Below are 18,930 nucleotides of genomic sequence, written 5' to 3' on the forward strand. Positions count from 1 at the left end.
CATTCTCCTCATCCGATCAATCACAGACGGTAGTCGGCCGTGACCTTGGGTAGTGATGCGGGCGGGAGGAACCACTATGCGCCGCCTGCCATGGACCACCGTCGTCGCCCTCGCCGTCCTCGCCGCCCTCGGCCCGCCCCCCGCCCACGCCGTCCCGGAGGCGGGCGCCGGGCCGGGGGGGCAGGCCGCCTTCGCCGTCCGGGAGGCGGGCGCCGGGCCGGGCAGGCAGGCCGCCTTCGCCCGGGCCGCCCGGACGTACGGCGTGCCGGAGAACGTGCTGCTCGCCGTCTCCTACCTGCAGTCCCGCTGGGACGCCCACGGCGGCAGGCCGAGCGTCTCCGGCGGGTACGGCCCCATGCACCTGACCGATGCGCGCGCCACCGCACCCCGTGCCGACCAGCACGGCGCCCGGCACGGCGATCACGGCGGCGCGGCCGGAGGGGACCCGCGCGGCGACGAGGCGCGGCCGCTGCACGTGACCGCCTCCCGCCCCGCCGTCCGCGGCGGCCAGGCCCCGCCGCAGGACACCCTGCTCCGGGCCGCGCGGCTGACCGGGATCTCCCCCGACCGGCTGCGCCGGGACCCGGCGGCCAACGTCATGGGTGGTGCCGCGCTCCTCGCCGACCACCACCGGAGCACCGGAGGACGGCCGGACGCCGGTCCCGCCCACTGGTACGACGCGGTGGCCCGCTATCCCGGGAGCCGCGACGCGCGCGCCGCGGCGGTCTTCGCCGACGAGGTCTACGCGATCCTCCGCACCGGCGCCGCCCGGGTGACCGACGACGGTGAGCCGATGACCCTGCGCGCGGACCCGGCCCTGGCTCCGGCGAGGCGGGCGGGCCGGGACGGCGGGACGCCCCGCCGGCTCGCCCTGCTCCCGGAGGCCCGTGGCAGGACGGGGCCCGACTGCCCGCGCGAGGTCTCCTGCGAGTGGATCCCCGCCGCCTACCGCAGGCTCGGCCGGGGCCGCTACGGCAACCACGACCGCTACGAGGGCCGCCGGGAGATCGACTACATCGTCGTCCACGACGGGGAGACCGGCTACGACGCCATGACCCGGCTCGCCGCCGACCCCGCCTACCTGAGTTGGCACTTCACCCTGCGCTCCAGCGACGGCCACATCGCCCAGCACCTGCGCGGCCAGGACGTCGGATGGCACGCGGGCAACTGGTACGTCAACTCCCGCTCCATCGGCCTGGAGCACGAGGGCTACCTGGCCCACGGCGGCGCCTGGTACACCGAGGCGATGTACCGCGCCTCGGCCCGGCTGGTCCGCCACCTCGCCCGCCGGTACGGCGTGCCGCTGGACCGGGCGCACATCCTCGGTCACGACAACGTGCCCGGCGCCACCCCGGCGACCGTACGCGGCATGCACGAGGACCCGGGCCCCTACTGGGACTGGGAGCACTACTTCGACCTGCTCGGCCGCCCCCTGGACCGGACCGCGCGGGCTCCGCGACCGGCCCTGGCCGCCCTGTCGGCCCTGTCCGCCCGCCGGGCCGCGCCCTCGGTGACGATCCTGCCCCGCTACGCCGCCCACCGGCCCCCCTTCACCGGGTGCGGCGGCGGGTCGCGCGCCTGCCCGCCCGCGGGCGCGTCCTCGGTCTGGCTGCACACCGCCCCGGCGGCGGGCGCCCCGCTGGTCAGGGACGTCGGCAAGCACCCGACCGGGGATTCCAGCCGGAGCGTCTACGACCACGCCGCCCGCGCCTCCACCGGCCAGCGCTACGCCCTGGCCGAGCGCCGGGGCGACTGGACCGCCATCTGGTACCTCGGGCAGAAGGCCTGGTTCCACGACCCCGCCGGCGCCCGGACCTCGGTGCGCGCCCGCGGCCCCGTGGTCACCCCCCGGCCCGGCCTGGCCTCGGTGCGGCTGTACGGCAGGCCGTACCCCGAGGCCTCGGCCTACCCGCGCGGGGTCGCGCCGCAGAGACCCGTCCCGCTGCAGTACCGGCTCCCGGCCGGGCAGCGCTACAGCCTCGGCCTGACCCGCCGCGGCTCCCACCTGCGCGCGGTGACCTTCGACCCGGCGAAGCACCGCCTCATCCGGGGCGCGCGGCGCTACCACCAGATCCAGTTCGGGCACCGGGTCATGTTCGTCCGGGCGGAGGACGTCGTCCGGGTCCAGGGGCGTTAGCGGGATGAACGGCCCGGAGCCGCGGCGGACGGCCCGGTTGGACGCGCGCGCTCCGGGAACGCGCTAGAGTCTTCCCGTGCCCCGGACGAATGCGCCGGGAAGCGCGCGGAAGTGGCTCAGTGGTAGAGCATCACCTTGCCAAGGTGAGGGTCGCGGGTTCGAATCCCGTCTTCCGCTCTGACGGATCCTCAGGGGTCCGGCTGGTGGAGTGGCCGAGAGGCGAGGCAACGGCCTGCAAAGCCGTGTACACGGGTTCAAATCCCGTCTCCACCTCACCGCACGGACATCGGAGCCCTCGGGATCCGGTAAAGTGTTGCAGGCACCGCACGGGGAGACCCGCGGCGGGACGCGCGGAAGTGGCTCAGTGGTAGAGCATCACCTTGCCAAGGTGAGGGTCGCGGGTTCGAATCCCGTCTTCCGCTCTGATTCACCCGAGGACGATTAGCTCAGCGGGAGAGCGCTTCCCTGACACGGAAGAGGTCACAGGTTCAATCCCTGTATCGTCCACCACCAGCGATCCCCCGGCCCGAGAGCCGGGGGATCGTTTTCGTTTCCCGCCCTTCCCGGCACGTCGGAAGTGACCTGAATCAACCGCAGGGGGGACACCGCAGGCCTCGCAAGGAGGCACCATGGAAGCACGCCTGACCCGAAATCGGGTTGATAGGTATGCTTTTGGCTTCGGCGAAGGGGGCGGGCCCGTGCTGCGTGTGGTGGTCGATCCGGAGGTGCCTGCGGAGGTCGCCAACCTCATGCGCCGGAACGGCCCGCTGCTGTCCCGGTTCCATCGCGGCTGGAACCCCGAGGCGCGCGACCGCTCCCGGATCCCCGGACCGGTCCTGGGGATCTTCGGCCTGACGCTGCTGCTGGCGTTCGTGACCTTCGTCGCCGCCGGCATCGGCGCCTACCCCCTGATCGTCCTGACCGGGATGGAACTCTTCGTCATGGCGACCCTGTACCTCGCCAGGAAGCCCACCCCCGCCGACTCCCTGGAGCGCGTCCTGTACGGCCACGCGGTCCAGTTCCGCGGCCGGTTCCTGGTCCTGGAGGACTTCGACCCGCCTTCGCGGCACCTGCTCGGCCGGGTCCAGCAGGCCATCGACCGCATCCTGCGCTCCCGGATCAACGCCATGGGCCTGCTGGACGGCGTCCGCAACTCGGTGATGCTCCCCGCGGAGGAATGGGAGATCGCCCGGCTGCTGACCAAGCTGTCCGCCCTGCGGGCCAGGCACCACGCCATGGCCAGGGGCGGGAGGACCCCGGAGGTGGCCGCGGCGATGGCGCCGCTGGAGCGGGCGCTGGCCGCCAGCGAGGCCGCCGTCGTCGCCCGCGTCGAGGCGCTGGAGCGCTACGCCGGCCACGTCGCCGAGGCCGAGCGGGCGCTGCTCTCCCACCACCAGATCGAGGCCCTGCGCGCCCAGCTCCCCGAGTACGAGCAGCTCGTCGCGGAGGCGGGCGCGGGCCGGCTGATGGCTCCGGAGATCGGTCATCTGGCGCAGGACGCCGACCAGCTGCGGCAGGCGCTGCACGCCAGCATCCGCTCCGCGCACGAGGCGTTCCGCTACCTCGACGGACAGCCGGAACCGTAAGATTTCTCGACCACGGTCCGCCCGCGGGAAAGGGGAGAGCGAGCCGGTGCAGCACGTGGCGGTCGACCCGGAGGTTCCTGCGGAGGTCGCCGATCTGTTCCGCAGGAACGGATCCCTGCTGTCGCGCATCCGCGCCGGATGGACCCCCGAGCCGCAGTCGGGCACCCCCGGCCTGCCGATCCGGGCGCTGCAGGCCGGTGGGGCGATCACGGCGCTCCTGCTGTTCGCCGGCGCCTTCCTCACCGGCGACGGGCGGACCCTCATGTTCGTCCCCGCGCTGCTCGTCTTCGTGGTCTTCATCGGCCATCTGGCCGCCCGCGAGGACGGTCCCCTGGACGACGAGGGCACCGAGCGGGACGTCTACCGCAACGCCCGCTGGTACGAGGATCGCTACCTGCTCCCGGAGGACTTCGACCCCGCCGCCGAGCGGCTGCGCGAGCGGACCCGCAGGGCGGTCGAGCACGTCCTGCGCTCCCAGGTCCACGCCTCCGGGATGCTCGACGACGCGCGCAACTCCGTGATGCTCCCGGCCCAGGAGTGGGAGATCGCCCGGCTGCTGGCCAAGCTCTCGGCCCTGCGGGACGAGCACGACCGGCTCGGCCACGACGGGAGCGCTCCGGAGGTGGTCGCCGCGATGGCGCCGCTGGAGCGGGCGCTGGCCGCCAGCGAGGCCGCCGTCGTCGCCCGCGTCGAGGCGCTGGAGCGCTACGCGGGCCACGTCGCCGAGGCAGAGCGGGCCTTCCGCGCCCACCAGCAGATCGAACTGCTCCGCTCCTGGCTGCCCCGGTACGAGGAGCTCCTCGCCGAGACGGGCGCCGACGCGCTCGCCGTACCGGAGATCGACCATCTCGCACAGGACGCCGGCCGGCTGGAGCGGGCGCTGCGGGAGAGCGTGCGTTCGGCGCACGAGGCGTTCCGCTACCTGGACGGTCCCGGCACAGAAGGTGACAAGTAGGGTTTGTCTATGACAGACCGACCAGTGCTGATCTACGACGGCGACTGCGGGTTCTGCACGGCGAGCGTGCGGTTCGCCGAGAGGCGGATCGGCCTGCGGGCCGAGGTGACGTCCTGGCAGTCCGCCGACCTGCCCGCCCTCGGCGCCACCCGGGAGCGGGCGGAGCGCGAAGTGCTCTGGGCCGAGCACGGCCGGGTGCACGGCGGGGCGCAGGCCGTGGCCCGGCTGCTGATCGCCGCGGGGGCGCCCTGGAGCACGCTGGGGCTCGCCCTCCGGCTCCCGCCGCTGCGGTGGGCGGCCCACGGCCTCTACCGGCTGGTCGCGGCCAACCGGCACCGCCTGCCCGGCGGCACCCCGGCCTGCTCCCTGCCGGCGGGTCCGCGATGAGGGCGCTGCTGGCCGGGTTCGAGCCCTTCGACGGCGCGACCGTCAACCCGTCGTGGGAGGCGGTGCGACGGGTGCCCGGCGCGCACGCCGTCCTGCTGCCGTGCGAGTTCGGCGCGGCGACCGAGCGCCTGCGGGCGGCGATGCTGGAGCACGGGCCCGAGGTGGTGGTCTGCGTCGGGCAGGCGGCCGGGCGGGCCGACGTCACGGTCGAGCGGGTCGCGATCAACCTCGACGACGCCCGCATCCCCGACAACGCGGGCCACCAGCCGGTGGACCGCCCGGTCGTCCCCGGCGGCCCGGCCGCCTACTTCGCCACGCTTCCGGTGAAGGCCTGCGTGGCGGCGGCGCGGAAGGCGGGCGTCCCGGCGAGCGTGTCGCACAGCGCCGGGACGTTCGTCTGCAACCACGTCTTCTACGGCCTCATGCACCTGATCGCCACCGCGTTCCCGCAGGTGCGCGGAGGCTTCGTGCACGTGCCGGCCGCCCCCGGGCAGGTCCTCGACCAGGGCTGGCCGGCCATGCCGTCCATGCCGGTCACGATGGTCGCCGAGGCGCTGACCGCGATCGTGACGGCCGCCGGCCTGGTCCACGACGACCTGCGCCTGACCGGCGGCTCCCTCCACTGACCGGGCGGCCGGATCGCACGGCCGGTCCGGGAGATCGGAAGGGCGGGCGGCCGGATCGCACGGCCGCAAGGGCGGCCGGGCGGGCTAGAGGGGCACGCCGTAGATCACCCGGCGGCCGACGAACTCGGTCACGCTCCACACCTGTCCCCGGCCGCGCACGCAGGTGAGGTCCTCCGGGCCCACCGGGTACGGCCTGCGGACGACCGTGTCGCCGACCTCGATCAGGGTGCCGTTCCGCTGCGATCCGGCGGCCTGGCTGAGGTACCAGACGCCGTCGTGCGACAGGGCGCCCTGGATCTTCCCGGCGGGCAGCGCGTAGGCGTCGAGCGCGATGGCGACGCCGTCGGACCCGGCCCGCAGGGTTCCGTCGGAGTCCAGCCGCCAGCGGGCCACCCGGCCGGTCCCGCCCGGCCCGTCGATGTACTCGCCGGAGACCAGCAGGTGGGGGTCGGCACTGCGGTCCACGGCGGCGAAGGAGAACCGGGCGGTCCTGGTGGTAGTGGTCCACGCGCCGGTCTGCGGCATCACGTAGCGGTAGCCGAACGCGTTGTAGACGCCCTTGCGCCCGCCGATCGCCCGGTCGTCGTCGCCGTTGACCTCGAAGATCTGCCGGGTATCGAAGACCCGGAGGCCCCGGACGGTGTCGGCGACGTAGAGCAGGTGGCCGTACCAGGCGACGCCCCCGGCGTGGATGTCGATCGGGACGATGTCCCCGTCCGCGCGGGCCTCGACGAGCAGGACGTGCCGGTAGCGCAGGGTGGCGGCGTTCAGGAAGGACAGCCGCACGCCCCGCTCCCCCGCCTCCGGCCTGTAGTACCAGCTCACCACGAACACGTTCCCCGCGACGCCCGCGTCCGAGGCGCAGGTCAGCCCCTGCGGGTACCAGTCGGGGAAGGCGTTGTCGGCGGCGTCGAAGCAGTACCAGTCCACCGGCCGGGGCCGCATCGCGCCGAAGGCCCCCGCCCCGGTGGGGCCCCGCCGGGTGGCGGCCCGGTTGGCCTTGGCCAGCACGGCCTCCAGCGTCACCCGCTCCAGCTCCCGCTCCAGCACCTGGATTCCGGCGCTGAAGCGGTCGCCCTCGCGCTTCAGTTCGAACGGTCCCGCGGGCACGGCCTTCATCGCGCTCATGACAGTCCTCCCGTCCCGCCCAGTCTGGCGGATCAAGGTACGGAATTCATGAGTATGCCGGTGTGCTCCCCTCAACGATCATCCGGGCCGGACCGTCCGGGGAGGGCCGCGCGGAAGACGCGTGCGGGACGACGCGTGCGGGAAGGACCGCGCCGGTCGCGGTCAGACGGGCCAGGTGTGCACGGGTTCGCCGGTCAGCGCCAGCTCCCGGTAGCGGGTCACCATCCGGGCCCGGTCGCCGCCCAGCGCCTCCAGCGCCTCGCGCTGCCAGGCCGATCCGGTACGGCGCCGCGTGACCCGCTCCCGGATGACGTCCAGCATCCGCTCGGCCTCGCCCGGCTCGACGCCCACCCGGTCGAGCCCGGCCGCGGCCAGCGGCAGCAGGTCCAGGGCGAGCCGGGCCGCCGGAACCTCCTCCCGCCTGCCGGGCCAGGCCAGCGAGGCGTCCAGGCCCTCGATCGCCGACCGGTAGAAGTTGCGGTAGGCGGAGGCGAAGGCGGACTCCTCGACCGGCTCGACGGCCAGGGCGGAGGTGAGGCCGAGCAGGAAGGCCGTGTTGGCCGCCATGTCGGCGGGGGTCGGTCCGGCGGGCAGCGCGCGCATCTCCACCCGCAGGTGGCCGCCGTCCGCGGGGTCGTAGACCGGCCGGTTCCACTGCCAGACCGTGCCCTGGTGGAGCCGGAGCTCGGCCAGGGCCGGGGCCCCGTCCGGCCGCCGGTCCCGCTCGGGCGTGAGCATCGGCAGGATCGGCTCGTAGTCGCGCACGCACGCCTCGAACAGCTCCTCGGCGCTCGTGACCCAGCCGGAGCCGAAGGCCACCCGCCGGTCCCGGCGCCCGAGCCGCTCCAGGTCGCGGTCGTCGGCCGACTCCTCGAACAGCGCGATGCGGGTCTCCTCCCACAGCCGCCGGCCCAGGAAGCCCGGGGAGTTGCCGCTGACCGCCAGGACCGGCCCCATCGCCAGCTGGGCGGCGTTGTAGACGCGGGCGAAGTCGGCGGGCGCGGTGCGCAGGTGGACCTGCCAGGAGGTGTTGGCGCTCTCCAGGATCACGCCCTCGACCTCCAGTTCCAGCTGCTCCACGCCGTGGATGCGGACCCGGAACGGCTCGGTCCGCAGCCGCCGCATGCCCCGGCTCATCGCCCGGTAGCGGCTCTCGTCGCTCATCGCCCCGTGGGTGAAGTCGAACTCGTGCAGGGTCGGCAGGATCCCGATCGCCACCGACCGCCCGCCGTGCCGCGCCGCCGCCGAGTCCACCACCGCGATGGTCTCGTGCAGCTCCTTCTCCAGCGCGGCGAACGGCCGGCCCGCCAGCGGGAGCGGGGTCAGGTTGACCTCCAGGTTGAACCGGCCGAGCTCCAGGGTGAGCCGGTCGTCGCCGGCGGTGTCGCGCACCTCGCGGTTGCGCGGGAGCGGGCGGCCGTCCGGCGTGGTCAGGAACAGTTCCAGTTCGGCCCCGATGGTCATGGGCCCCGTCCCGAACCCCGGCCGGGCGAGCAGCTCGCGGAGCTCCGCCAGCTGCTCGGCCAGCCGCTCCCCGAAGCGGGCGAACTCCGCCTCCGAGAAGCGGTCCTTGTCGAGTTGCTGCCCCATCGCACCGTCCGATCAGTCAGGTGGTCTCCACCGCGAACCGCGATTCGCGTCGCCTCACCTCATCTGTCCCGTGCGCCGCCGTCTAATCCGCCGGTGAGGTAGATCACCAGGGGACGACGCCGTCCTCGTCCTGATGGGACCCGGTGGGGCCGCCGGCGTCCAGCAGCGCCAGCCGTACGGCGGCGGCGGCGCCCTGCGCGGGGGTGCGGACGCTCCGGCTCCAGGACGCCTGACGCTCCTCAGCCCTCGTGCTTGGGCAGGCGGCGGACCTTCAGGCCGCCGCCCCAGCGGTCGATCGCCTCGTCGTCGGCGAAGGCCAGCGCGCGCAGCATGTTGCCGCCGTCGGACGCCTCGACCGTGCGGCGGAGCCGCCGCCGCAGCGGCTCGGAGAGCTTGGTGGTGCCCGCCTCGACGGTGTCGCCGTAGAAGGGGGCGAAGGCCACCCCGGCGAACCCGGTACGGCGCAGCAGCGTCGGCATGGTCGCGGCCGAGTAGAACATCAGGTGGTTCTTGGTGAACCCGTTCCATCCGGCGCCGCGGGCCTTCAGCTGCAGCGAGGCGGCGTTGACGGTCAGGATCATCAGCACCCCGCCCGGCGCGAGCAGGCTGCGGAAGCTCCGGAAGTCGTCCAGCGGGCGCGGCAGGTGGGCCAGGACCGACCAGAGGGTGATCACGTCGAAGCCGCCCATGGCGATCTCCGGGACGTCCTCCGGGGCGCCGTGGTGGGCCCGCGCCCGGGCGAGCCGCCGGTTGGCCTCGGCCACCGAGTCCGGCGACAGGTCCACCCCGGCCGCGTCGAACCCGCGCTGCTCGGCGAGCTCCAGGAAGAGCCCGGCCCCGCAGCCGAAGTCCAGCAGCCGCCGCCCCGCCCCCTCGGCGAAGACCGGGTGGAAGGCGTCCATGGTCAGCCGGTAGCGGCGCCGCCGGTCCGCGGCGTACTTGCCGGTGAGGAAGGCGCTGTAGCCGCAGGCGTACAGGTCGCCGAGGCGTTCGGGCCGGATGTTGGGGTTGCGGTAGAGGAACCCGCACCCCGGGCAGCGCACCACCTGGTAGCCCCACCGGTCCTTGGGCCCGGTGGGGCGGAACAGCGGCTGCTGGCGGCTGTCGCCGCACAGGTGGCAGACGACGAACTCCTCGATCTCCCCCAGGTCCGTCCGCTCGCGGTACTCCTCCAGCGTGAGCACCTCGGCCCGGCGCAGCCGCAGCCGCCATCCGGCCTCCCGGGCCAGCCGCTCGCCCGGCCGGACGTAGATCCGCTGCTCCCAGGGCACGCGGTCGTAGCGGGAGCCGTACAGGGCTCGGTAGAGCGCGCGTTTCAGCGCGGCCGTGGCACGTCCGTTCACCGGCATCCATCCCCACCCGTCACGATTCGTTCGGTCGACCGACCGGTACCCGACGGATGATCCGGACAGACTCGGCACCCGGTATAGCGTTCTTCATCGGGTGATAACGTCCCAGGTCATGCGTCCAGAAGACCTCGCCCTGCTGCACGTCCCCGGCAGCGTCACCCTCCACGACGACCTCCTCCTGGCCGACGTGGCCCACCCCGACCCGGAGGCGGACGCCTACCGGGGAGGCCTGTGGCGGATCCCGCCGCAGGGCCCGCCGGTCCCCTTCACCCACGGCGACCTCGACACCGCGCCGTGCATCTCCCCGGACGGCGCCTGGGTGGCCTTCCTGCGGGCCACCGCGGGCGGCAGGCCCCAGCTGTACGTGATGCCGACCGCGGGGGGCGAGCCCCGCCCGGTCACCGACCTGCCGCTGGGCGCGGGCGAGCCGGTCTGGGCGCCCGACTCGCGGCGGATCGCGTTCGTCGCCCGGACCCCGGAGGCGGGCCGCTACGGCACCGCGGAGGGGGTGGGCGCCGCGGCCGAGGCCCCCCGCCGCATCACCGGCTTCCGCTACCGCAGCGACGACGTGGGATTCGTCCAGGACCGCCGCAAAGTCCTGTACGTGGTCAACGCGCTGGCCGACATCCCCCAGCCGGTGCCGCTGACCGGCGACCGCTACGACGTCGGCGACCCCTGCTGGCACGGCGACGAGCACCTGCTGGTCTCGGCCCCGCGCGACCTGGACCCCGAGAGCCTGCACACCGACCTGTACGCGGTGCCCGCGCTCGGCGGCGAGCCGGTCCCGGTGGTGCGCGGCCCCGGATCGGCGGTCCGCCCGGCCGTGCTCCCCGGCGGCGACGTGGTCTACCTCGGCACGGAGTTCTCCGGGATCGACGCGGTGGCCCGCAACACCGGCCTGTACCGCGCGCCCGTGCGGATCGGCGCCGCGGCCGTACCCACCGGCGCCGGGTCCGCGCCTGTACCCACCGGCGCCGGGTCCGCGGCCGTACCCACCGGCGCCGGGTCCGCGCCCGTGACCGGCGTCCGGCTGACCGAGGAGGAGTCGGTGGACTGCGAGTCCCTCACCCCGCTCCCGGTGGAGGGCGGCGTCCTGGTCGCGGTGCGGGTGCGCGGCGCGATCGAGCTGCGCCTGGTGCCGCTGGACTCCTCCTCCGGCGTCCCGCTGGGCAAGCTCCCGGTCGTGCTGGGCGAGCGGTCGGCCGTCAAGGCGTTCGCCTCCTGGCGCGGACGCACCGTGGCCGTGCTGTCCACGCCCGAGCACCCCGGCCTGGTCGCCGACGCGGACGGGACGCTCGCCGACTTCTGCGGGCCGCTGCCCGCCGCCCGCCCGCTCCGGGAGATCACCGCCGTCGCCCCCGACGGCTACCCGGTGCACGGCTGGGTGGCGCTGCCCGAGGGCGAGGGCCCGCACCCGGTCCTGCTGAACGTGCACGGCGGACCGTTCCACCAGCACGGCTGGGGATTCCTCGACGAGACCCAGGTCTACGCCGCCGCGGGCTACGCGGTCGTGCTGCCCAACCCCCGGGGCTCGGCCGGGTACGGCCAGGCGCACGGCCGGGCGGTGGTCGGCGCGCTCGGCACCGTCGACGCCGACGACGTGCTGGCCCTGCTGGACGCGGCGCTGGCCCTGCCGGAGTGCGACGCCGGCCGGGTGGGCGTGATGGGCGGCTCCTACGGCGGGTTCATGACCAGCTGGCTGGCCGCCCACCACGGGGAGCGGTTCCGCGCGGCCTGGAGCGAGCGCGCGGTCAACGCCTGGGACTCCTTCACCGGCTCCTCCGACATCGGCTGGTACTTCGCCGAGGCCTACTGCGGCCCCGACCCCGAGACCCAGCGCGCGATGAGCCCGCTCTACCACGCCGACCGGATCACCCTGCCGTTCGCCGTGGTCCACTCCGAGGAGGACTGGCGCTGCCCGGTCGAGCAGGCCCAGCGGATGTACGTCGCGCTGCGCAGGAACGGCGTGCCCGCCGAGTTCCTGCTCTTCCCCGGCGAGGGCCACGAGCTGACCCGGAGCGGACGGCCCCGGCACCGCCTCCAGCGCTTCGAGGCCGTGCTCGAGTGGTGGTCGCGCCACCTGACCGCGTAGTCCGGCCCCGCGACGGGTCCGCTCACGGGCCGGACCCCTCACAGGCCGGACCCCTCACGGGCCGGACCGCGCCCCCGGCGGGCCCGTCGCGGGCCGGACCGCACCCCGCGGCGGGCCCGTCGCGGGGTGCGGCCTCAGTCCGGGACCCGGAGCACGAGGACGGCGATGTCGTCGATCGGCAGCCCGGACTGGAAGGCCACCACCTCGTCCACGAGGTGTTCGGCCACGCCCCGCGCGTCCGCGCCGTGGACCGCCTCCAGGGACCGCAGCAGCCGCTCCTCCCCGAACATCGCGTCGCCGGGGCCCCGTCCCTCGGTGATCCCGTCGGTGTAGAAGAGCAGCACGTCCCCGGGGGAGAGCCCCACCTCGGTCTCGCGCAGCTTCGGGTCGCCGAAGACGCCCAGCAGATCCCCCGGGTCGCCCACCGGCCCGGACGGGTGCTCCCGGGAGACCCGGACGGGGGGCGGGTGCCCGCCGAGGGACAGCGTCAGGCGCGGCCGGCCCGCGTCGTCGTGCTGGATGCGGGCGTAGGCCGCGGTCAGGAAGCGGTCCGTGCGCTCACGCAGGAGCGCCTGGTTGAGCAGGGAGAGCACCTCCGCGGGCCGGGCGTCCTGGATGCCCGCGGCGCGCAGGGTGTACCGGGCCAGGCCGGTGACGACCGCCGCCCGCGCGCCCTTGCCGCACACGTCCCCGAGGGACAGCCCCCAGCCGTGCCCGGTCTCGAAGAGGTCGTAGAAGTCGCCGCCCACCTCGTCGCCGCTGCCGGCGGGCCGGTACACCCCGGCCACGTCCAGGCCCGGCACCCCGGGCAGCGCCGCCGGCACGAAGCTCGCCTGCAGGATCTGGGCGAGGTGGCGGGCCTCGGCCTCGGAGCGTTCGGCCCGCCGGCGTTCGCGCAGGAGCTCGCGCTCGTACCGTCTGCGGTCGACGGCCGCCACGGCGGACAGCCGGATGACCGCCGGCCTTCCCCCGGCGGAGGGCTTGACCACCGCGTTGACCAGGACCGGCAGCCGCGTGCCGTCGGGGCGCTTCAGCTCGACCGCGATCTCCCTGACCTCTCCCTGCATCGCGAGCAGGGGGGCGAAGTGCGTGTCGTAGAAGATGCGGTCGCCCACCGGCAGGAGGGCGGGGAAGCGGACCCGGCCGACCAGGTCCGCGGGGGTGCGCCCCACCATGGCGAGGAACGTGGCGTTGGCCCTGACGACCGTCCCGTCCATGAGGGTGGACAGGTAGCCGAACGGCGCGTGCTCGTACAGGTCGCCGAGGTCGTCCTCGACGGCCTCGGTCGGCGAAGGCTCACACATCCCCGTGGCGGTCTCGTCCGGCCGGGCCACAGGCGCCCTCCCGTCCCGTCGGTCCCGTCCCCTCTCAGCTCCGCAGGAACGCGCGGATCGCGGCCACGGTCTCCTCGGGGGCGCTCAGGTTGGGGCAGTGCCCGGTCGCCTCCATCAGGACCAGCTCGCTGCCGGGGATCATCCGGTGGACGTACTCCCCCACCTGCGTCGGGGCGATCACGTCCGCGGAGCACTGCAGGACGAGCGTGCGCGCCCGCACCCGCGGCAGGTCGGCCCGGTTGTCCGACAGGAAGGTCGCCCTGGCGAACTGCCGGGCGATCGCGGGATCGGTACGGCAGAAGCTGTTGGTCAGCTCCTCGCCCAGCTCGGGCCGGTCCGGATTTCCCATGATCACCGGAGCCATCGCGCCGGACCAGCCGAGGTAGTTGCCGTCGAGCGACTCGAGCAGCTCGTCGATGTCCGCCCGACTGAACCCGCCGACGTAGTCGGCGTCGTCGATGTAGCGGGGCGACGGGCCCACCAGCACCAGCCGCTCGAACCGCTCCGGCTCCTCGATCTCGGCCAGGACGCCGATCATCGCGGCGACCGAGTGGCCGACGAAGACGGCCCGCTCCAGATCGAGCTCCCGGCAGATCTCCAGCAGGTCGCGGGCGTAGCCGTCCAGCGTGGAGTGGCGCTCGGCGGAGAAACCCGCCAGGTCCGACCCGCCGTAGCCCACGTGGTCGAAGAGCACGACCCGGTGGTCCTCCTCGAAGGCCGGCGCGACGAACCGCCACATGTTCTGGTCGCAGCCGAATCCGTGGGCGAATATCATCGGCGTTCCCGAAGGATTCCCCGATATGTGGACGTTGTTACGGGCAATCACGTCCATTACCGTGTGACACCTTTCTCGGAGAATCAATGCTTCGGGCCGTCTTCGGATGATATCCCGCTGCGGAAAGCCCTTGACCGCGGGCCGCCACGGCGTCGGCCCCTGCCCCTGACAGACCCGGGCGAACCAACCGGTGCGATCCCGGCCAGGATCGCACCGCGGCCGGAACCGGCGAGGAGGCCATCATGATCGAGGTTGTGCTCCAGGACCTCGTGTCGACCGCGTACGGCGCCTGCACGCCGGAGGACGGGTGCCCCCGCGCCGAGATCGAGGCGGCCGAGGAGCGCCTGGGGTTCGCGCTGCCCGACGCCCTGCGCGACTACTACGCCGTGGCGGGCCGGCACCCGGAGCTGACGGGGACCGCCGGTCGTGAGCACACCCTCTGGCTGAGCGCCCCCGGACGGCTGGACGTCGAGGCCGGGTCGCTGATCTTCTGCGGGGAGAACCGGTGGCCCGCCCAGTGGAGCGTGTCCCCGGGCGACCACGGCTGGCCCGATCCCCGGGTCCTCGGTCGCTCCGGTCCGGGCGAGCGGTGGTACAGCGAGTTCAGAAGGCTCTCGGCCTTCCTGGTCAACCTCGCCTGCCGGCAGGCGGTGCGGTCGCTGCCGCACCAGGCCGCCTGCCGGCTCCGCAAGGGGGACCTGGAGGTCGTCGAGGCGCTGCTCGGCTACGTCGGCTCCCGCGACGTCTGCAAGGGCGGCGGCTGGCTGAGCTTCGCCGACCGGTCGGACCGGGTGCTGGCCGACTACTGCCGCAACACCTCGACACTGCGCGTCGGGACGGCGGTGCCGGGCGCGCTCGACTCCTTCCGCGAGCGCTCAGGCCTGCGCCTCGGCCCTGTCTGAGGAGGTCCGTCGCAAGGGATCCGGCGGAGCCCTTCCCCGGATCCCACTCCCCGATCACCCCGGACCGCCTCCGGAGCCGCCCGGCCGCCTCGCGTCCCGGGACGGCCGCGTGACCGATGCGGATCCCGGGACGGCCGCGTGACCGACGCGGATCCCGGGACGGCCGTGTGACCGATGCGGATCCTGCTCGAATCGGCCGAACGGCCGAGGAGCCCGCCGCCGTCCGGCCGATTCCGGGCGGCCGGCCCTCCGGCCATGATCGGGACATGTCGATCCGCACCGTGCTGGCCGCCGCCTGCGCCGGCTCCGCCGTACTGACCGCCCTCGTCGCCCTCCCGGCCGCCGCCTCCACCTCATCGCCCCCGTGCTCCGCCGTACGCGCCCGGTTGCAGCACGAGCTGGACGCCGCCGTCGGGCAGCAGGCCGCACCCGGCTTCGCCGCCTCGGTCACCAGTCCCCGCTGCGGCACCTGGCGGTTGGCCGCCGGCACGGCCAGGCGGGAGACCGGCGCGCGGATGCGCGGGGACGAGCGCTTCCGCATCGGCAGCGTCAGCAAGACCTTCACCGCGGTCGTGGTGCTCCAGCTCGCCGCGGAGGGCAGGCTCGACCTCGACGCGCCCCTCACCGACTACCTGCCCCGGTTCGAGCTGGAGCCGGAGATCACCCTGCGCAGGGTGCTCCGCCACGACAGCCGCCTGGGCGACTACGCCGAGACCATCGACCAGCTCGCGCTGCGCTTCACCACCGTCGAGCCGGAGAAGCTGGTCGCCGCCGGGCTCGCGATGCCCCGGACCGAGGGCTGGGCCTACTCCTCCACCGGCACCGTGCTGGCCGCCCTGGCCGCGGAGGAGGTGACCGGCCAGGACATCGGACGGCTGATCACCCGGCGGATCATCAAGCCGCTCAAGCTGACCGGCACCTACTGGCCCGGCACGGCGGTCGACGTGGCGGGCAGGCACGCCGACGGCTACGTCCTCGACGAGGGCGCCTACCACAACGCCACCCGCTTCACCCCCTCCATCGGCCACGCGGCGGGCGCCCTCATCTCCACCCCGCAGGACCTCGACCGCTTCTACGGCGCCCTGCTCGGCGGCAGACTGCTCCCGGCCGGGCGGCTGGCCGAGATGCGCGCCACGATCCCGGCCGACCCCGAGCGGATGTGGCCGGGCGCGCAGGCGGGGCTCGGCCTGTTCCGCACCGCGCTGCCCTGCGGCGGCGACTGGTGGGGCCACGGCGGCGGCTTCGTCGGCTACCGCACCCTGGCGGGCGCCACCGACGACGGCCGCCGCGTCGCCCTGGCCGCCAACCAGCATCCGGGCGACGCCAAGACCGTCCAACTGGAGGTGCTGCCCCGGCTGCTGTGCGCCTTGAAGTAGGCCCTGCGCGCCCGGGGCCGGAAACCGTCCGGCGCCTCCGGCGGGGCGGTCGCCCGCTCCGCCGGAGGTCTCGGTCCGGTGACCGCACTCATCCCGGCTCTCCCGGCCGCGACGAGCACCGGGAAACGAGCAGACGGGGCCCGGGGCGGTTCAGAGGAGCGGGTTCAGGGACAGCGTGTAGTGGATCTCCTCCACGGGCGGGAAGGGCTCGGGCAGGGACTTGGTGCGACCGGACGGGACGAAGCCGAAGCACTCGTAGAAACGCCGGGCCCGGGTGTTTCCCGACGCGACCCACAGCCCGGCCTCCTCATGCCCGTCGGCGCGGAGCCGTTCCACGGCCGCCGTCAGGAGCGCGCGGCCGAGGCCGCCGGACTGCGACTCGGGCAGCACGTAGAGGGCGAACACCTCTCCGCCGCCGATCTCCTCATCGTGGCAGCGTCCGAAGTTGGCGAACCCGGCGACCCCGCCTCCGGCCTCGCCGACCAGAAGCGGGACCCGCCCTTCGTCCAGGGCGGCGGCGAGCCCCGCCTCCATGCCCGAGACCGCATCCGGCTCGACCGCGAGCGCGTCCAGGTAGTCGTCGGGCATGATCCCGCGGTAGGCGCTCTTCCAGGTGGTCACACGCACGTGCTCCACGGCTCCGACATCTCCGGGCGCTCCCGGACGGACTTCATACGTCATGCGGACATGATGCCCGCCCGCCGGTTCACGATCATCCGGATATCGGAGCCGGAGCCTCGGGACGCAGCCCGGCCGCGGTGCCGGTGCGGATGGGGCGGGGAGGCCGGCCTGCGAGCGGTGATCACCCGGTCGTAGGCTGGGACCGGTTGCCAAGATCGGGAGGGGTCGCATGGAATACGTACGCCTGGGAGCGACCGGGTTGAAGGTCTCCAGGGTCTGCCTGGGCATGATGAGCTACGGCGATCCCGCCCGGTGGGGCGGGTGGGTGCTGGACGAGACCGCCGCCGAGCCGATCGTGCGGCGGGCCGTCGAGGCCGGCGTGACGTTCTTCGACACCGCCGACGTCTACTCCCGGGGCGCCAGCGAGGAGGTCACCGGCCGACTGCTGGCGCGGCTGTTCCCCCGCCGCGACGACTACGTCCTGGCCACCAAGGTCTTCTTCCCCGTGGGCGAGGGGGCCAACGACCGCGGCCTGTCGCGCAAGCACGTCCACGCCGCCATCGACGACTCCCTGCGCCGCCTGGGCACCGACCACGTCGACCTCTACCAGATCCACCGCTGGGACGACGAGACGCCCATCGAGGAGACCATGCAGGCCCTGCACGAGGTCGTGCAGGCGGGCAAGGCCCGCTACCTGGGCGCCTCCAGCATGGCCGCCTGGCAGTTCGCCAAGGCCCAGCACGTCGCCGAGGCCAACGGCTGGACAAAATTCGCATCAATGCAGAATCACTACAATCTTCTCTATCGTGAGGAGGAGCGGGAGATGATCCCGCTCTGCGCCGACCAGGGCGTGGGGGTCATCCCGTGGAGCCCGCTGGCCCGCGGCCTGCTCGCCCGCGCGGGTTCCGCGGAGAGCACCGTGCGCGCCGGGAGCGACCCGCGCATCGACGCCCTCTACACCGACGAGGAGGACAACCGGCCGATCCTCGACCGGGTCGCCCGGGTCGCCCGGGAGCGGGAGGTCCCCGCGGCGCAGGTGGCGCTTGCCTGGCTGCTCCACCAGCCCGCGGTGACCGCCCCGATCGTCGGCGCGACCAAGGACCGGCACGTGGACGACGCCGTCGCCGCGGTGGACCTGGCGCTGACCGACGAGGAGACCGCCTTCCTCGCCGAGCCGTACCGCCCCCGGCGCGTCGCCCTCTGAAGGGAAACGTCCTCCCGTGCGCATGTGGCCGCGGGCGTCGGCGGCGGCCGTAGCCGGCCGGCGGCATCGCGGCGTGCGGTCGCGTCGGCGTCCTGCCGCCACGATCACATGGCGGGCCGAGGCCGGACTGCGTGGCGAACACCGCCGGTTGCGCCCGGTCACCGGCTTTCAGCGTCCGAAGGGGAGCCCTCTCAGCCTCCCCGAAGACCCGGTGTGCGATGCCACGCGGCGCGGAGGGCGTGGATCTCTTCGGGAGTGCTCTCGCGGGCGATGTACGGGATGTCGAGGATGTGACGGCTGCCCGGAAGTTCGGCGCGGACCACGGCCGCGTCCCGGAGGACCTGCGCGTAGACGGAGGCGCCGTCCATGCAGAACACGTCGATGACCACCACCCGCCCGTCGAGGGCTCGGCGCAGGTTGCCGGCGTTCAGGTCGATCCCGTCCCACCAGGGCGTCCGGGCCCGGAACTCGGCGTCGATCGCGGCGGCGGCCTGCCGTACCTCGGCCAGGGCCGCATCGCCGGTGCCGTCCCGCCACCGGCGGGCGACCTCCTCGGCCCGCGCAGCCTCGAGCGGCGCCAGGAATTCCAGCACGGCCAGGGTGCCGCCGCCTTCCAGCGGCGTGTCGAAGGCGACGCCCGGCAGGTACGGGTTGCCGGATCTGCGGCGGCACAGCTCCAGGAAGGCCGCGTAGGCCGGGTCGAACGGGCACACCCTGGCCGCCCACAACCCGTCGGGAGAGCGCAGGCCGATCGCCCAGTCACCGACGCCGCAGGTCGTCCAGCCCGCCAGCACCAGCTCGGCCGTGGCCTCGCGGTGCGTCATCGAAGGCCACGGTAGATCGGGGAGCATGGGCGCAGCCTACGGGG

Annotated in this window: 16 protein-coding genes and 4 tRNA genes; 13 read left to right on the forward strand and 7 right to left on the reverse strand. The window is 74.2% G+C overall.

Going from position 1 to position 18,930, the window contains the following annotated elements:
• Nucleotides 1-76: 76 nt before the first annotated feature.
• The 9 genes from HS045_RS23530 to pcp all read left to right on the forward strand — a co-directional run bounded on the left by HS045_RS23530 (nt 77) and on the right by pcp (nt 5,691).
• A complete protein-coding gene (locus tag HS045_RS23530; protein WP_196453563.1) occupies nt 77-2,137 on the forward strand; it encodes an N-acetylmuramoyl-L-alanine amidase in 2,061 nt (686 codons plus the stop codon).
• 105 nt (nt 2,138-2,242) lie between these two features.
• Nucleotides 2,243-2,314: transfer RNA gene (locus HS045_RS23535), tRNA-Gly, on the forward strand.
• A gap of 25 nt (nt 2,315-2,339) precedes the next feature.
• Nucleotides 2,340-2,410, forward strand: a tRNA-Cys gene (locus tag HS045_RS23540).
• A gap of 77 nt (nt 2,411-2,487) precedes the next feature.
• A tRNA-Gly gene (locus tag HS045_RS23545) sits at nt 2,488-2,559 on the forward strand.
• Between the two features lie 13 nt (nt 2,560-2,572).
• Nucleotides 2,573-2,647, forward strand: a tRNA-Val gene (locus tag HS045_RS23550).
• Between the two features lie 188 nt (nt 2,648-2,835).
• A complete protein-coding gene (locus HS045_RS23555; RefSeq protein ID WP_307827664.1) occupies nt 2,836-3,723 on the forward strand; it encodes a hypothetical protein in 888 nt (295 codons plus the stop codon).
• Between the two features lie 46 nt (nt 3,724-3,769).
• Nucleotides 3,770-4,678 carry a hypothetical protein gene (locus HS045_RS23560; RefSeq protein WP_307827665.1) on the forward strand — a complete coding sequence of 303 codons (909 nt, stop codon included), beginning with the start codon at nt 3,770-3,772 and terminating at the stop codon, nt 4,676-4,678.
• Between the two features lie 9 nt (nt 4,679-4,687).
• The gene (locus tag HS045_RS23565) at nt 4,688-5,065 is read left to right on the forward strand and encodes a thiol-disulfide oxidoreductase DCC family protein (protein WP_196453564.1); all 378 of its coding nucleotides are present in this window, start codon (nt 4,688-4,690) and stop codon (nt 5,063-5,065) included.
• Nucleotides 5,062-5,691, forward strand: coding sequence for a pyroglutamyl-peptidase I (pcp, locus tag HS045_RS23570; RefSeq protein WP_196453565.1), 630 nt, complete (start codon nt 5,062-5,064; stop codon nt 5,689-5,691). The genes HS045_RS23565 and pcp overlap by 4 nt, the downstream gene beginning before the upstream one ends.
• Nucleotides 5,692-5,775: 84 nt before the next feature.
• Here pcp and HS045_RS23575 read toward each other — a convergent pair whose 3' ends face one another.
• The 3 genes from HS045_RS23575 to HS045_RS35575 all read right to left on the reverse strand — a co-directional run bounded on the left by HS045_RS23575 (nt 5,776) and on the right by HS045_RS35575 (nt 9,752).
• Complete coding sequence (locus HS045_RS23575; protein WP_196453566.1) at nt 5,776-6,819, reverse strand: hypothetical protein; 1,044 nt, start codon at nt 6,817-6,819, stop codon at nt 5,776-5,778.
• 162 nt (nt 6,820-6,981) lie between these two features.
• On the reverse strand, nt 6,982-8,409 hold the full coding sequence (locus tag HS045_RS23580) for a glutamate--cysteine ligase (RefSeq protein WP_196453567.1): 1,428 nt from the start codon (nt 8,407-8,409) through the stop codon (nt 6,982-6,984).
• Between the two features lie 239 nt (nt 8,410-8,648).
• Entirely contained in the window at nt 8,649-9,752 is a 1,104-nt protein-coding gene (locus HS045_RS35575; protein WP_196453568.1) for a class I SAM-dependent methyltransferase, read from the reverse strand.
• A 118-nt stretch (nt 9,753-9,870) separates the two neighbouring features.
• On the opposite strand from HS045_RS35575, the gene HS045_RS23590 reads away from it, so the two are divergent.
• Entirely contained in the window at nt 9,871-11,850 is a 1,980-nt protein-coding gene (locus tag HS045_RS23590; RefSeq protein ID WP_196453569.1) for a S9 family peptidase, read from the forward strand.
• Between the two features lie 134 nt (nt 11,851-11,984).
• Here the strand turns inward: HS045_RS23590 and HS045_RS23595 are convergent, their stop codons facing one another.
• Nucleotides 11,985-13,154, reverse strand: a complete 1,170-nt coding sequence (locus HS045_RS23595) for a PP2C family protein-serine/threonine phosphatase (RefSeq protein ID WP_196453570.1) — start codon at nt 13,152-13,154, stop codon at nt 11,985-11,987.
• A 64-nt stretch (nt 13,155-13,218) separates the two neighbouring features.
• Nucleotides 13,219-13,959, reverse strand: coding sequence for an alpha/beta hydrolase (locus tag HS045_RS23600; RefSeq protein ID WP_307827666.1), 741 nt, complete (start codon nt 13,957-13,959; stop codon nt 13,219-13,221).
• Nucleotides 13,960-14,201: 242 nt separating this feature from the next.
• Here HS045_RS23600 and HS045_RS23605 point away from each other — a divergent pair, with 242 nt between their 5' ends.
• Entirely contained in the window at nt 14,202-14,861 is a 660-nt protein-coding gene (locus tag HS045_RS23605) for an SMI1/KNR4 family protein (protein WP_196453572.1), read from the forward strand.
• Nucleotides 14,862-15,127: 266 nt separating this feature from the next.
• Nucleotides 15,128-16,237: a serine hydrolase gene (locus HS045_RS23610; protein WP_196453573.1), complete on the forward strand. Its 1,110-nt coding sequence runs from the start codon at nt 15,128-15,130 to the stop codon at nt 16,235-16,237.
• A 150-nt stretch (nt 16,238-16,387) separates the two neighbouring features.
• Here HS045_RS23610 and HS045_RS23615 read toward each other — a convergent pair whose 3' ends face one another.
• Nucleotides 16,388-16,918, reverse strand: coding sequence for an N-acetyltransferase (locus tag HS045_RS23615; RefSeq protein ID WP_196453574.1), 531 nt, complete (start codon nt 16,916-16,918; stop codon nt 16,388-16,390).
• A 169-nt stretch (nt 16,919-17,087) separates the two neighbouring features.
• Here HS045_RS23615 and HS045_RS23620 point away from each other — a divergent pair, with 169 nt between their 5' ends.
• The gene (locus HS045_RS23620) at nt 17,088-18,062 is read left to right on the forward strand and encodes an aldo/keto reductase (RefSeq protein ID WP_196453575.1); all 975 of its coding nucleotides are present in this window, start codon (nt 17,088-17,090) and stop codon (nt 18,060-18,062) included.
• Nucleotides 18,063-18,253: 191 nt separating this feature from the next.
• Here the strand turns inward: HS045_RS23620 and HS045_RS23625 are convergent, their stop codons facing one another.
• Nucleotides 18,254-18,886: a hypothetical protein gene (locus HS045_RS23625; RefSeq protein WP_196453576.1), complete on the reverse strand. Its 633-nt coding sequence runs from the start codon at nt 18,884-18,886 to the stop codon at nt 18,254-18,256.
• Nucleotides 18,887-18,930 lie beyond the last annotated feature (44 nt).

This window comes from Planomonospora sp. ID82291 (assembly GCF_015711645.1).
Lineage (GTDB): Bacteria > Actinomycetota > Actinomycetes > Streptosporangiales > Streptosporangiaceae > Planomonospora.

Excerpts from the sequence above, each read along its gene's own strand:
- HS045_RS23530 (WP_196453563.1), top strand. The coding sequence starts at position 77 with ATGCGCCGCCTGCCATGGACCACCGTCGTCGCCCTCGCCGTCCTCGCC.
- HS045_RS23590 (WP_196453569.1), top strand. The coding sequence starts at position 9,871 with ATGCGTCCAGAAGACCTCGCCCTGCTGCACGTCCCCGGCAGCGTCACC.
- HS045_RS23615 (WP_196453574.1), bottom strand. The coding sequence starts at position 16,918 with ATGACGTATGAAGTCCGTCCGGGAGCGCCCGGAGATGTCGGAGCCGTG.
- pcp (WP_196453565.1), top strand. The coding sequence starts at position 5,062 with ATGAGGGCGCTGCTGGCCGGGTTCGAGCCCTTCGACGGCGCGACCGTC.
- HS045_RS23565 (WP_196453564.1), top strand. The coding sequence starts at position 4,688 with ATGACAGACCGACCAGTGCTGATCTACGACGGCGACTGCGGGTTCTGC.
- HS045_RS23625 (WP_196453576.1), bottom strand. The coding sequence starts at position 18,886 with ATGACGCACCGCGAGGCCACGGCCGAGCTGGTGCTGGCGGGCTGGACG.
- HS045_RS23575 (WP_196453566.1), bottom strand. The coding sequence starts at position 6,819 with ATGAGCGCGATGAAGGCCGTGCCCGCGGGACCGTTCGAACTGAAGCGC.
- HS045_RS23605 (WP_196453572.1), top strand. The coding sequence starts at position 14,202 with ATGATCGAGGTTGTGCTCCAGGACCTCGTGTCGACCGCGTACGGCGCC.
- HS045_RS23595 (WP_196453570.1), bottom strand. The coding sequence starts at position 13,154 with ATGTGTGAGCCTTCGCCGACCGAGGCCGTCGAGGACGACCTCGGCGAC.
- HS045_RS23600 (WP_307827666.1), bottom strand. The coding sequence starts at position 13,959 with ATGATATTCGCCCACGGATTCGGCTGCGACCAGAACATGTGGCGGTTC.
- HS045_RS23610 (WP_196453573.1), top strand. The coding sequence starts at position 15,128 with ATGTCGATCCGCACCGTGCTGGCCGCCGCCTGCGCCGGCTCCGCCGTA.
- HS045_RS23580 (WP_196453567.1), bottom strand. The coding sequence starts at position 8,409 with ATGGGGCAGCAACTCGACAAGGACCGCTTCTCGGAGGCGGAGTTCGCC.
- HS045_RS23620 (WP_196453575.1), top strand. The coding sequence starts at position 17,088 with ATGGAATACGTACGCCTGGGAGCGACCGGGTTGAAGGTCTCCAGGGTC.